This window comes from Luteimonas huabeiensis HB2, from assembly GCF_000559025.1.
GTDB lineage: Bacteria > Pseudomonadota > Gammaproteobacteria > Xanthomonadales > Xanthomonadaceae > Luteimonas > Luteimonas huabeiensis.
Genome location: NZ_JAAN01000019.1, coordinates 23988 through 36461 on the forward strand (window position 1 = coordinate 23988; position 12474 = coordinate 36461).

Annotated in this window: 10 protein-coding genes; 4 read left to right on the forward strand and 6 right to left on the reverse strand. The window is 70.3% G+C overall.

The genetic code is table 11. The features are described 5' to 3' along the window. Positions 1 to 31: 31 nt before the first annotated feature. Positions 32 to 1273 carry a lipoprotein-releasing ABC transporter permease subunit gene (locus Z164_RS0107145; protein WP_024890023.1) on the forward strand — a complete coding sequence of 414 codons (1242 nt, stop codon included), beginning with the start codon at positions 32 to 34 and terminating at the stop codon, positions 1271 to 1273. Positions 1274 to 1289: 16 nt separating this feature from the next. After that, entirely contained in the window at positions 1290 to 2033 is a 744-nt protein-coding gene (lolD, locus tag Z164_RS0107150; RefSeq protein ID WP_043689559.1) for a lipoprotein-releasing ABC transporter ATP-binding protein LolD, read from the forward strand. 34 nt (positions 2034 to 2067) lie between these two features. Here the strand turns inward: lolD and Z164_RS23280 are convergent, their stop codons facing one another. The 3 genes from Z164_RS23280 to Z164_RS0107165 form a co-directional block, all read right to left on the reverse strand. Further along, complete coding sequence (locus Z164_RS23280) at positions 2068 to 2568, reverse strand: hypothetical protein (RefSeq protein WP_236621765.1); 501 nt, start codon at positions 2566 to 2568, stop codon at positions 2068 to 2070. A gap of 90 nt (positions 2569 to 2658) precedes the next feature. Further along, positions 2659 to 3915 carry a hypothetical protein gene (locus Z164_RS0107160; RefSeq protein ID WP_024890026.1) on the reverse strand — a complete coding sequence of 419 codons (1257 nt, stop codon included), beginning with the start codon at positions 3913 to 3915 and terminating at the stop codon, positions 2659 to 2661. Beyond that, positions 3912 to 4748, reverse strand: coding sequence for a hypothetical protein (locus Z164_RS0107165; protein ID WP_024890027.1), 837 nt, complete (start codon positions 4746 to 4748; stop codon positions 3912 to 3914). The genes Z164_RS0107160 and Z164_RS0107165 overlap by 4 nt, the downstream gene beginning before the upstream one ends. Before the next feature lie 213 nt (positions 4749 to 4961). Here Z164_RS0107165 and Z164_RS0107170 point away from each other — a divergent pair, with 213 nt between their 5' ends. Then, entirely contained in the window at positions 4962 to 6326 is a 1365-nt protein-coding gene (locus Z164_RS0107170) for an MFS transporter (protein WP_024890028.1), read from the forward strand. A 373-nt stretch (positions 6327 to 6699) separates the two neighbouring features. Here the strand turns inward: Z164_RS0107170 and mfd are convergent, their stop codons facing one another. The 3 genes from mfd to Z164_RS0107185 all read right to left on the reverse strand — a co-directional run bounded on the left by mfd (position 6700) and on the right by Z164_RS0107185 (position 11742). Continuing rightward, positions 6700 to 10200, reverse strand: a complete 3501-nt coding sequence (gene mfd / locus Z164_RS0107175) for a transcription-repair coupling factor (RefSeq protein WP_024890029.1) — start codon at positions 10198 to 10200, stop codon at positions 6700 to 6702. Positions 10201 to 10252: 52 nt separating this feature from the next. Next, a complete protein-coding gene (locus tag Z164_RS0107180) occupies positions 10253 to 10786 on the reverse strand; it encodes a GNAT family N-acetyltransferase (protein ID WP_024890030.1) in 534 nt (177 codons plus the stop codon). An 89-nt stretch (positions 10787 to 10875) separates the two neighbouring features. After that, the gene (locus Z164_RS0107185) at positions 10876 to 11742 is read right to left on the reverse strand and encodes a 23S rRNA (adenine(2030)-N(6))-methyltransferase RlmJ (protein ID WP_024890031.1); all 867 of its coding nucleotides are present in this window, start codon (positions 11740 to 11742) and stop codon (positions 10876 to 10878) included. A gap of 45 nt (positions 11743 to 11787) precedes the next feature. Here Z164_RS0107185 and creB point away from each other — a divergent pair, with 45 nt between their 5' ends. Further along, complete coding sequence (gene creB, locus Z164_RS0107190; RefSeq protein WP_024890032.1) at positions 11788 to 12474, forward strand: two-component system response regulator CreB; 687 nt, start codon at positions 11788 to 11790, stop codon at positions 12472 to 12474.

The window sequence follows — 12474 nt, forward strand, 5'->3', positions numbered from 1 at the left end:
CGCCGTGCGTCGGCGTCCCCGGCGAGAACCGATGTTCAGACCCCTGTCCGCCGCCATCGGCCTGCGCTACCTGCGCGCCAAGCGCCGCAACGGCTTCATCTCCTTCATCTCGCTCGCGTCGATTCTCGGCATCGCCATCGGCGTGGCCGCACTGATCACCACGCTGGCGGTGATGACCGGCTTCCAGCGCGAGATCCGCGACCGCCTGCTGCAGATGTCCGCCCATGCCACCGTCAGCGCCGACAGCGGCGCGATGCAGGACTGGGCGCACGCGGTCGAGATCGCCGAGCGCGATCCGCGCGTGGCCGGCGCCGCGCCCTACGTGCAGAGCGAGGCGCTGATCGCCGGCCCCAGCCGCCAGCCGGCGCTGCTGCAGGGCGTGCTGCCGGACCAGGAGCGCCACGTGTCGGTGATCGCCGATCGCATGGTCGAGGGCAGCTTCGACTCGCTCCAGCCCGGCAGCTTCAACATCGTCCTCGGCCGCGAACTGGCGCTGTGGCTGGGCGTGCGGGTCGGCGACCGGGTGGTGGTGACCACCGATTTCCAGGCCACGCCGATGGGCGCGGTGCCGCAGCTCAAGCGCTACACCGTCAGCGGCCTGTTCGAGGCCGGCCACCAGCAGTTCGACCGCAACCTGGCCCTGGTCAACATGGCCGACCTGCAGCGCGTGCAGCGGCTGGGCGACGCCGCCACCGGCGTGCGCCTGCGCCTGCACGACATGAACCAGGCCGCCGACGTCGCCCGCGACCTCGCCATCGCCCTGCAGGGCCCGTACCGGGTCAGCGACTGGAGCCGCGAGAACGCCAACATGTTCCGCGCGCTGCGGCTGGAGAAGACCATGATCGCGATCCTGCTGTCGCTGATCATCGCGATGGGCGCGTTCAACCTGGTCTCCTCGCAGGTGATGCTGGTGACCGACAAGCAGGCCGACATCGCCATCATGCGCACGCTGGGCATGCCGCCGGGCGGCATCCTGCGGGTGTTCATCGTCCAGGGCACGCTGATCGGCGTGATCGGCACCGTGCTGGGCGTGGTGGGCGGGGTCCTGCTCACCCTCAACCTGGAGCACATCCTGCGCGCCATCGAGAGTGCGTTCGACGTGGTGCTGATCCCGCCCGACGTCTACTACATCACCGGCCTGCCCACCGAACTGCGCGGCGACGACGTGGGCACCATCGCGCTGGTCGCGCTGGTCATGGCCTTCCTCGCCACCATCTACCCGGCGTGGCGCGCGGCGCGCACCGCGCCCGCGGAGGCGCTGCGCTATGAGTGAGAGCCGGGAACCGCGAATGCAGGCCCGCGCGCAGGACGCGGTCATCCGCGCCGAGGGGCTGGGCAAGACCTATCGCGAGGGCAAGCTCAACACGCCGGTGTTCGCCGGGCTGGATTTCGCCGTCTATCCCGGCGAGACCGTGGCCATCATCGGCGCGTCCGGTGCGGGCAAGAGCACCCTGCTGCATCTGCTGGGCGGTCTGGACGTGCCCACCGCCGGCGAGGTCTTCGTCGCCGGCCACCGGATGAGCGCGCTCTCCGACCGCGCCCGCGGCGCCTTGCGCAACCGCGCGTTGGGCTTCGTCTACCAGTTCCATCACCTGCTGCCCGAGTTCACCGCGCTGGAGAACGTGATGCTGCCGGCGCTGCTGGCCGGGCAGCCGGTGGTGGACGGCGAGAAGCGCGGCAAGCCGCCCACCGTGGCCGAGGTGGCGCCCAAGGCCCGCAGCCTGCTGGAGGCCGTCGGCCTGGGCCATCGCCTGCAGCACAAGCCCGGCGAACTCTCCGGCGGCGAACGCCAGCGCGCCGCCGTCGCCCGCGCCCTGGTCAACCGGCCCGCCTGCGTGCTCGGCGACGAGCCCACCGGCAACCTCGACGACCGCACCGCCGCCACGGTGTTCGACCTCATGCTCGAACTCAATCGCGCCCAGCGCACCAGCCTGGTGCTGGTGACGCACGATCGCGACCTTGCCCGCCGGCTGGACCGGGTGCTCGAACTGCACGAAGGCAAGCTGCGCGAAGTCGCGCCTTCGGAGGTGTAGGCGAGGGCGCGCGCGGGCGTGCGCAGTCTGGCGGCTACCGTTGCCGCGGCTTCGCCTGCCGGTACTGGCGCGCCTCGCCCTGTGGGCGAGCGTCGGGATCGACCGCGATGCAGAGACGGCCGTCGCACAGGATCGCATCCGAGGCGACGAACGCCTGCACGATAGGCACGGCGTCCTCGTAGCGCTGAAGTTCCGCCTTGGCCGCGGCGAGCTCGCGCCTGTAATAGCCGAGCACCGCCCAGCCGATCAGAAGCACCATCAGCAGGATCGAACCTGCAGCGCCGAACCACAGCCACACCGTCTTGCTGGCGCCCTGCAGATGCGCGGAGGTCGCCGACACGGCGCGACCGTATTCTGCCGCGACCGGGGAAACCGCATCCTTGGCCTCCTCCGCGATACGGGTACTGGCGCCTCCCACGATGCCGGCGATATCGCGGCGGAACTGGCTCACTTCCTGTCGCAACGATTGCACCTGCTCGTTGAAGGATGCACTCATGCGCGCTTCGCGCTGGGTCATTTCCGAGCGCAGCATCATCAGAGCCTTCACGGCATCTAGCGGCATGGCAGGAGTTGGGCTCCGATTGCCACTATCCATAGCGGTACTCCATCGTCGTAGGCATGCGAGTCACATCTGCATAACCGGCCCCTGCCGGGTCCTCTCTTCCAGCTGTTGCTGCTCCAAGGCCTGTTGCTGGGCCAACAAGCGGTCGCCCAACTGCGCCAACTGCTGCCCTTCCGGGGTTCGCGAGAACTCGATGGCGATCCGGTCGGCCAGATCGCTGTCGCCTGCCATGACGGCGGCGAAGTAGCGGTCCGCGAACGGATCGTCGAATGGTCCCGGCACATGCCCGGCGGACTCCGCTTGTTGCGTCACGCGCACCGGGCCGTGCGCATCCTGTCGATGCGCCAGCAGGCGGTCCCGCTCCAGGGCGGTGTCCAGCTGTCCCGCCAGCTGTTGCCAGCCCGGCACGTTCCCGTCGACAGGCTGCGATCCCAGTCGGGGAATGTTGGGCAACGATGGATGCAGCAGGTCGTCCAACCTGTCCTTGGCCCCGTCCAGCAGGCCGCGGCGTTGCTGCTCCAGCATGCGCTGCAGATCCTCGGGAATCTGCCGGAGGTTCTGGTCGACATGATCCCGAACGTGCTCGGCCACCATCACGCTCGCCCGCAGCGTCACTTCGGCCTTCATCGACGCGGGCATGCCGGCATTCCAGCTGGTCTGCAGCAATTCGGGGGCATCGCTTAGGCGAATCTCGCCGGCGACCACCATGTCCTTGATCGTCTTCGACGACGCCTTCAGCAGCAGCTCCCGTTCGCCGCGCGCCTCGATCTCGTCGCCGACCGTGTGGTAGCCGCCGTCCGGCTTGCGCGGAAAGGGATCGCCCGGCTCCATCCGGAGTCCTGGTCGTTCCGTCAGTTCCCTCGGATTGAACGGCATGTCGTAGTAGTAGAAGCTACCACCCCAGCCGCCCAAGGGGACACGGCCTTCGTCGAGCGCGACGCGGATGTCCCGGTCCAGGATTGCTGCCAGCGGCGGAACTTCGCGATATTTCAGAAGGTCTTCAGTAACCTGCTTCGCGATCCTGTCGGACAGTTCCTGCATCGGCTTGCGTACCGACATCGGCACATCGCCAAGATCCAGGCCGTTCTCGGTATGGCGGCGGATGAAGCGGGCCGACAGGCTGTCGCCGTTGTTGATGCCGCGGGCCTGCTCGAACCAGAACACCGTGCCGTCGGCTCGCGCTGCCGGATGGTCCTTGATCCAGTCGTGGACCAGGGCGTAGCCATCCGGAAAATGGCGGGTGCCGTTGTCGGTGGCGAATTGCAGGGCCTTGACCTGCGCCTCGCTGAGCGGAATGGGATCGCGGATGCGTTCGCTCACGACGGCTCTCCACTGTTCGGACAATCGACCCGGATGGCGCGGGCAGCATTGATCATGGATTCCACTACCTCCTGCAACTTGCCCAGCGCCTCGTAATTGACACTGATCGTGCCGACCTCGTCGTCATGCAACAGGATCAGGCCCAAGCACTTCGGATTGGGCCAATCGTAATCCGGATCGCAATACACCCCTGCACGAAGGGCCGGGCTGACGATCACGAGGGAAGACCGCTCGCTTACATATTCTTTCGGACTGGCTGCGTAGACCTCGAAGCTGTTGCTGACCGGGAACGGGGCCGGAGCAGGCCAAAATTCCTCGGGATTGGTTCCGGACAGTGCTTCTTGAACCGTCTTCATTTGCCGATATGCATCCTCTTCCAGGGGCCGTCCCAGCGCCAGCAGAGCGGCATCCTGCGCCAACCCGGACCGATGGACGGTGCCGGGCAGGGTGTTCGCCGGCGATACGCCGAGTTCCGAATACTCGGCCTCCAAGATCAGCTCGGTGGTGTTGACGCTTGCCGTCGCCCCCCAATCGTAACCAGGTGGAAATCTCCCCCATCGCCCAGGCTTTTCATAACGCTTGTGCTCGAATTGCCGCCACGGCGGGGGCAATTTGCCCAGTTCACGGCAGATGCCGCTGCCGTAGCGATAGAGCTGGCGCGCCGGGTCGAGCAGTTCGGTGCGGCCGGAGCTGTGCGTGGCTTCATCCTCTGCAGTGGGCATGGGCGTCTCCTTCGATCGCTCCTGATCGGTGGTATAGGTCGGCGTGCAGGCGGCCAGCAGCGTTGCCAGCATCAGAGCAAGGGCCAGTGCGCCGAGGGTTTCGCGGGGCATGTCACAACCTCCTGTTGGATGGCCTGTCTGAGGCAGAGCGTTACGGGTGCAGCCCGCGGCTCTTCTAACGCCAGCTACGTATACGGCAGTTTAGCTAGATGCGGAGCGAAGTCTCTTCCGTGTGCAGATTTCGCCCTTGGCGCACGACCGGATACCGCGGCGACGGCAATTCAGGGTCCTATACTGCGGCCTCCCCACGCACAGGTCGCCCGCATGTCGTCGTCCACGCCCGCCGCGCCCGCCGCGGCTTCCGTCGCCGCCGCGCCCGGCAGCCTGCGGCGCTCGGTCTCCAACACGCTCAAGGGCTCGGCCGGCAACCTCGTCGAGTGGTACGACGTCTACGTCTACTCGGTGTTCGCCGCCTACTTCGAATCGCAGTTCTTCTCGCCGGAGGACAAGAACGCCACGATCTTCGTCTGGGCGATCTTCGCCATGACGTTCCTCATGCGGCCGATCGGCGCCTGGTACTTCGGCCGCTTCGCCGACCGCTACGGCCGCCGCCTCGCGCTGACGGTCTCGGTGACGCTGATGGCGGGCTGCTCGTTCGTCATCGCCGTCACGCCCACGGTCGGCACGATCGGCGTCGCCGCGCCGGCGATCCTGCTGCTGGCCCGCCTGGTGCAGGGATTCGCCACCGGCGGCGAGTACGGCACCAGCGCGACCTACATGTCGGAAGCGGCGATTCCGGGGCGGCGCGGCTTCCTGTCCTCGTTCCACTACGTGACCCTGGTGGGCGGGCACGTGCTGGCGCAGCTGACGTTGCTGGTCATGCTGCAGTTCCTCGACGTCTCGCAGATCTCCGCCTGGGGCTGGCGCGTCGCCTTCGGCCTCGGCGGCATCGCCGCGATCGTCGTGTTCTGGCTGCGTCGCACGATGGACGAATCGCTCGAATCCGGATCCATCGAGGCCGCGCGTCGCGGCGGCGCGCAGGCTTCGGGCTCGCTGCGGGAGCTGTTCGTGCGCCAGTGGCGGCCGCTGCTGCTGTGCTTCCTGATCACCGCCGGCGGCACCGTCGCGTTCTACACCTATTCCGTCAACGGCCCGAAGATGATCCAGGCCGCCTTCGCCGGCGACGACGTCATGACCGGCACGATCATCAACCTCGTCGCGCTGACCATGCTGATGGTCATGCAACCGGTCGGCGGCTGGCTGTCGGACCTCGTCGGCCGCAAGTCGCTGCTGGTGTTCTTCGGCATCGGCGGCGTGCTCTACACCTGGTTCCTGGTGCTGGCCTTGCCGCGGCAGACCGACTGGCTGGCCGCGTTCGCCATCCTCACCCTGGGGTTCGTGATCCTGACCGGCTACACCTCCATCAACGCCGTGGTGAAGGCCGAACTGTTCCCCACCCACGTCCGCGCGCTCGGCGTCGGCCTGGGCTATGCGCTGGCGAACTCCGCCTTCGGCGGCACCGCACCGTTGCTTTACCAGGCCGCGCTGCGCGCCGACCGGGTGGTCGCCTTCGTGGTGTACGCGACGATAGTGATCGCCGTGTCGCTGTTCGTGTACGTGTTCTTCCTCAGGAACAAGGGCGCGAACTGGCTGGACGACGAAGCGGCGATGCGGGCGCGGCGACGCTAGGGCGTATCGACATTCGATCGGCAGCGCCGAAGCGCCCCGTTCTGCCGCAAAAGCGGGACCATGTCGTCCCTTCTCCCGCAAGCGGGGGCATGCTGTCCCTTCTCCCGCAAGCGCCGGATGAGGGCCGCTTTGGACGCCAGCGGCATGCCCCCATCCGCCTTCGGCACCTTCTTCGGCACCTTCCCCCGCTTGCGGGGGAAGGGAAAAACAGGATGGTCCCCGCTTGCGGTGGAAGGGAGAAACAGAGTGCTCCCCGCTTGCGGCGGAAGGGTGCCGTTCGGCGCTCAAGGTCGGTACAGCCTAGGAACGCAGGCGCCTGCGCCAGCGGGGGCGGAGCGCGTTCGGCATCGGCGGCGTGGGGCCGCCCGCGCGCTTACGGCTGCGTCAGCGCGGCGAGCAGGCCGCGAGCGGCGTTGAAGCGGTCGGCGGCCTCTGGCAGCGGCAGCTTCACCCGCAGCTTGTCGGGGCCGTCCATCGCGTACAGCTTGGGCTGCTTCTGGATCAACTGGATCAGCGCCATCGGATCGATCCGCGGCTTGGGCTCGAACACGATCCGGCCGCCGTTGGCGCCGAGGTCGAGCTTGCGGATGCCCAGCGCGGTGGCCTGCAGCTTGAGTTCGGCCACCGCGAACAGGTGCTTGGCGGGGTCGGGCAGCAGGCCGAAACGGTCGATCATCTCCACCTGCAGCTCGCGCAGGCCGCCGGCGTCGCGGGCGCCGCTGATGCGCTTGTACAGGGTCAGCCGGGCATGGACGTCGGGCAGGTAGTCCTCGGGGATCAGCGCGGGAACGTGCAGCTCCACCTCGGCGCCGCGCTCGGGCGGCTCGTCGGCATCGGGCAGCTTGCCCTGGCGGATCGAGCGCACCGCGCGTTCCAGCAGCTCGGTGTAGAGGCTGAAGCCGACCTCGGCCATCTGTCCGCTCTGGTCCTCGCCCAGCAGCTCGCCGGCGCCGCGGATCTCCAGGTCGTGGGTGGCCAGGGTGAAGCCCGCGCCCAGTTCGTCCATCGAGGCGATGGCGTCCAGGCGCTTCTGCGCGTCGGCGGTGATCGAGCGCTTGTCCGGCACCACCAGGTAGGCGTAGGCGCGATGGTGCGAGCGGCCGACACGGCCGCGCAACTGGTGGAGCTGCGCCAGGCCGAAACGGTCGGCGCGGTTGATGACGATGGTGTTGGCGTTGGGGATGTCGATGCCGGATTCGATGATCGTGGTCGACAGCAGCACGTTGAAGCGCTGCTTGTGGAAGTCGAGCATCACCTTTTCCAGCTCGCGCTCGGGCATCTGCCCGTGGGCGATGCCGATGCGTGCCTCCGGCACCAGCTCCTGCAGCTCGCGCTGCATGCGGCCGATGCTCTCCACGTCGTTGTGCAGGAAGTAGAGCTGGCCGCCGCGGGCCAGTTCGCGCTGGAAGGCCTCGCGCAGCAGCGCGCCGTCCCACTGGGTGACGAAGGTCTGCACCGCCAGCCGGTGCGCGGGCGGAGTGGCGATGATGGACAGGTCGCGGATGCCGGCCATGGCCATGTTGAGCGTGCGCGGGATCGGCGTGGCGGTCAGCGTCAGCAGGTGCACGTTGGCGCGCAGCGCCTTCAGTGCCTCCTTCTGGCGCACGCCGAAGCGCTGTTCCTCGTCCACGATCACCAGGCCCAGATCCTTGAACTTCACGTCCGGCTGCAGCAGCCGGTGGGTGCCGACGATCACGTCGATCTCGCCGCGCGCCACCTTCTCCAGCTCGGCCTTGATCTCCTTGCTGGACTTGAAGCGCGACAGCACCTCGACCCGGATCGGCCAGTCGGCGAAGCGGTCGCGGAAGTTGCGGTAGTGCTGCTCGGCCAGCAGCGTGGTCGGCACCAGCACCGCGACCTGCCTGCCGGCGGTGGCGGCGACGAACGCCGCGCGCACCGCGACCTCGGTCTTGCCGAAGCCGACGTCGCCGCAGACCACGCGGTCCATCGGCTGGCTGGAGGCCAGGTCGCGGATCACCGCCTCGATCGCGGCGTGCTGGTCGGGGGTCTCCTCGAACGGGAACGCGGCGGCGAACGGTTCGTACAGCGCGCGGTCCACTTCCAGCGCCAGCCCGGCACGGGCCTGGCGCTTGGCCTGGATCTCCAGCAGCTCGGCGGCGACGTCGCGGACCTTCTCGGCGGCGCGCTTCTTCGCCTTGGTCCAGGCCTCGCCGCCCAGCGAATGCAGCGGCGCGGTCTCGGCCGAGGCGCCGGAGTAACGGTTGATGAGGTGCAGCTGGGCCACCGGCACGTAGAGCCGGTCGCCCTTGGCGTATTCGATCTCCAGGTACTCGGCCGGGGTGCCGCCGGCGTCCAGCACGACCAGCCCGCGGTAGCGGCCGACGCCGTGGTCCTCGTGGACGATCGGCGCGCCCTCGGACAGCTCGCCGAGCTCGCGGACGATCGCCTCCGGCTCGCGGCCGGCGCGGCGGGTGCGGCGCGGCTGGGAGGCGCGCTCGGGGAACAATTGGCGTTCGGTCAGCAGGGCGACCTGCGGCGCGTCGAGGGCGAAGCCGTTGTCGAGCGGCGCCACCGCGATCGCGAAGCGCGCATCGCCGGCGAGGAAGTCGCCCACGCCGGCGACCACCTCCGGCCGCAGCCCGGTGGGCTGCAGCATGTCCAGCAGCGCCTCGCGGCGGCCGGCGCTGTCGGCGGCTAGCAGCACGCGGCCGGGATAGTGGCCGAGGAAGGATTTCAGCGCGGCGGCGGAATCGGCCTCGCGGGTCGACAGCGGCACGTCCGGGGCCGGCTGGTCGCCGAGCGCGACCGCCTGCGCGAACTGCGCGTGGGTGTCGTCGGCCACCTCGATCCGCTCGCCCTGGTTGAGCCGCTCGCGCAGCGCCTCGGGCGGCAGCCACAGCTCGGCCGGCGGCAGCAGCGGCCGCTCCACGTCGTGGCGGCGCTGTTCGTGGCGCTCGTCGATCTGGCGCCAGAACTGCTCGGCCGCGGCCAGTGCGCCGGGCGCCAGCACCGGCAGGGCGCCTTCGGGCAGGTAGTCGAACAGCAGCGCGGTGGCGCCGGCGGCGTCGCGCGCGCCGAAGCGCTCGCGCGGGGGCTCGAAGAACAGCGGCAGGTAGTACTCGATGCCGGCCGGCGCCAGGCCGGACTTCAGGTCCTGGAACAGCGCGCTGCGGCGCTGGTCGATGTCGAAGCGCTCGCCCAGCGCCTGCATCGCCCGCGTGCGCGAGGCCTCGTCCATCGGCACCTCGCGGCCCGGCAGCATGCGGATCTCCGGTACCCGGTCGAGCGAGCGCTGCGATTCCGGGTCGAAGCTGCGGATCGACTCGATGTCGGTGTCGAACAGCTCCACCCGGTACGGGGTGTCGGCGCCCATCGGAAACACGTCGAGCAGGCCGCCGCGGACGGCGAACTCGCCGGGGTCGAGCACCTGCGGCACGTGCCGGTAGCCGGCCGCCTCCAGCCGCGCCTTCTCCGCGTCCAGGTCCAGCGGCTGGCCGACCCGCATGTCGAAGGTCTGGCCGATCACGTAGGCGCGCGGCGGCAGGCGCTGCATCAGCGTCTGCACCGGCAGCACCACCAGCCCGCGTTCGAGCTGCGGCAGCCGGTGCAGCGTGGCCAGGCGCTGGGAGACGATCTCCGGGTGCGGGCTGAAACGGTCGTAGGGCAGCGTCTCCCAGTCCGGGAAGCCGAGGACCGGCAGGTCCGTGGCGCCGTCGGCCAGGGTGCGCAGGTCGGCCTCGATCTGGTGCGCCTGGTGGTTGTCGCGGGCCACCACCAGCAGCGGCCGCGCGTGCGCGCGGCCGGCGCGCAGCAGCGCCCAGGCCAGGGCGGAAGGAGACGCCGGGGCGCGCCAGAAGGCGCGCTGCTGGCCGCGTCGCGGCAGCGGCGGAACGGAGTGGGCGGAAGACGTCATCGAACCGCCCATTCTACCGGGGCCGGGCGGCCGCGGCGCGGAGGCGCCGCGCTCAGAGGTCGAGCACGACCCTGACCGCGCCCGGGGTCTCGGAAGGCTCGCGGCGGAAGCCCAGCGAGTCGGCCAGGGCCAGCATGGGCTGGTTGTCCTCCAGCACGTCGCCCACCAGCCGCTCCAGCTTCTTGCCCTTGGCCCAGCGCACCAGCCGCCGCATCAGCTGGCGCCCCGCGCCCATGCCGGCGATATAGCGGCTGACGAGGATGGTGAACTCGCCGTCGCGGGTGCCCGGCACCACCGCCACCCGGGCGACGCCGCCCACCAGCGCTTCGCCGGGCGGCAGCGGCTCCGCCGCCACCAGGGCGAATTCGGTCTTCGGGTCGGGCCGGGTCAGGCGATGGGCCATCTCCGGGCTCAACTCGGGCGTGCGGTCCAGGAACCGTTGCCGGATCTCCTCCGGCCCCAGCAGCGCGAAGCCGGCGCGCAGCGGCTCGGCATCGTCGGGACGGACGGGGCGGATCAGGATTTCGCGGCCATTGGCGAGCCGGATCTGGTCGTGCCAGGGCGGGAGTCGGTTGCGAGCGGCCATGCGTGGGATGCTGACAGGTGCAGGGTGAAGTCCCCATCTAGAACATGAACGGCCGGGCATGAAGGCCGCATCACGACGCGCCGGGCCGCTCAGGCGGGCGGTCTGAGCCACTCCACGCGGGCCGGCGCGTGGGCGGGGGCTTCGCCCAGGATATCCGCGAGCGCCGGCAGCGCGCCGCGCAGCCGCGCGTCCAGCCGCCAGGGCGGGTTGGCCAGCAGCAGGCCGCTGCCGTTCATGCGCAGCGGCGAGTCGTCCGGCCGCACCAGCAGCTCGCAGGCGAGCACCCCGCCACCGGCCTCCAGCGTCGCCGCGGAGCGATAGAGTTTGCCCAGCGCGCGCCGCTGCTTGATCGGGTACCACAGCGCGTAGCAGGCCTGCGGCCAGCGGCGCAGCCCTTCGCGCACGGCCGCCAGCGCGGGCACGAACTCCTCCAGCTGCTGCTCGTAGGGCGGGTCGATCAGCACCAGCCCGCGGCCGATGCGGGTAGCGCCGTCGCGCGGGGGCAGCATCGCCCGTACCGCCTGGTAGCCATCGCGCGCGTGCACGGCCACCCGCGGTTCGCCGGCGAAGACCTCGCGCAGCGCCGCAGCCTCGTCGGGCTGCAGCTCGCAGCAGGCGATCCGGTCCTGCGCGCGCAGCGCATGCGCCAGCAGCCAGGGCGAGCCCGGGTAGGCGTCGTCTCCGGCCTGGCCGCGGCAGTCTGCCACCGCCGCCAGGTAGCGCCGCAGCAGCGGGTCGGCGGGCGCCGCAGCGGCCAGGCGGCCGATCCCGCCCTCGGCCTCGCCGGTGCGCCGCGCCGCGCTGTCGCGCAGCCGGTACAGGCCGCGGCCGGCATGGGTGTCCAGCGCGAAGCAGGCGGCCGGCTTGGCGGTCAGCGCGTCGCACAGCGCGAGCAGCACGACGTGCTTGAGCACGTCGGCGTGATTGCCGGCGTGGAAGGCGTGGCGGTAGTTCATCCGCCCAGTGTACGGAGCCGCCCGCGCGCGGGATATGCTCGCCCCATGCAGGATTCCGCCCGCATCCTCGTCGTCGAGGACGAACAGGCCATCGCCGACACGCTGCTGTACGCGCTGCGCAGCGAGGGCTACGCGGCGCGCCACTGCCTGCTCGGGCGCGAGGCGCTGGACGCGCTGCGCGACCCGGGCGCGGACTTGGTAGTGCTGGACGTGGGCCTGCCCGATCTCAACGGCTTCGAGGTCTGCCGCCGGTTGCGCGCCTTCAGCGAAGTGCCGGTGATCTTCCTCACCGCCCGCCACGACGAGGCGGACCGCGTGCTGGGGCTGGAACTGGGCGCCGACGACTACGTGGCCAAGCCGTTCTCCCCACGCGAACTGGTGGCCCGGGTGCGGGCGCGCCTGCGCCGCAGCGGCGCGGCCGGGACGGCGCCGGGCTGGCAGGCCCGCGGCGAGTTCGCGATCGACGCCGAGGGCCGGCGCATCCGCTATCGCGGGCGGGCGCTGGAACTGACCCGCTACGAGTACGCGCTGCTGGCCGCGCTGCTGCGCCGGCCCGGGGCCATCCTCAGCCGCGCGCAGCTGATGGAGCGCGGCTGGGACAGCGACGCCGACAGCGGCGACCGCACCGTGGACACCCACGTCAAGACGCTGCGCGCGAAGCTGCGCGCGGCCGGCGCCGAGACCGACCCGATCCGCACCCACCGCGGTCTCGGCTACTCGCTGGACGCCTGA

Excerpts from the sequence above, each read along its gene's own strand:
- Z164_RS0107145 (WP_024890023.1), top strand. The coding sequence starts at position 32 with ATGTTCAGACCCCTGTCCGCCGCCATCGGCCTGCGCTACCTGCGCGCC.
- Z164_RS0107165 (WP_024890027.1), bottom strand. The coding sequence starts at position 4,748 with ATGCCCCGCGAAACCCTCGGCGCACTGGCCCTTGCTCTGATGCTGGCA.
- mfd (WP_024890029.1), bottom strand. The coding sequence starts at position 10,200 with ATGACGTCTTCCGCCCACTCCGTTCCGCCGCTGCCGCGACGCGGCCAG.
- Z164_RS23280 (WP_236621765.1), bottom strand. The coding sequence starts at position 2,568 with ATGATGCTGCGCTCGGAAATGACCCAGCGCGAAGCGCGCATGAGTGCA.
- Z164_RS0107170 (WP_024890028.1), top strand. The coding sequence starts at position 4,962 with ATGTCGTCGTCCACGCCCGCCGCGCCCGCCGCGGCTTCCGTCGCCGCC.
- Z164_RS0107180 (WP_024890030.1), bottom strand. The coding sequence starts at position 10,786 with ATGGCCGCTCGCAACCGACTCCCGCCCTGGCACGACCAGATCCGGCTC.
- lolD (WP_043689559.1), top strand. The coding sequence starts at position 1,290 with ATGCAGGCCCGCGCGCAGGACGCGGTCATCCGCGCCGAGGGGCTGGGC.
- creB (WP_024890032.1), top strand. The coding sequence starts at position 11,788 with ATGCAGGATTCCGCCCGCATCCTCGTCGTCGAGGACGAACAGGCCATC.
- Z164_RS0107185 (WP_024890031.1), bottom strand. The coding sequence starts at position 11,742 with ATGAACTACCGCCACGCCTTCCACGCCGGCAATCACGCCGACGTGCTC.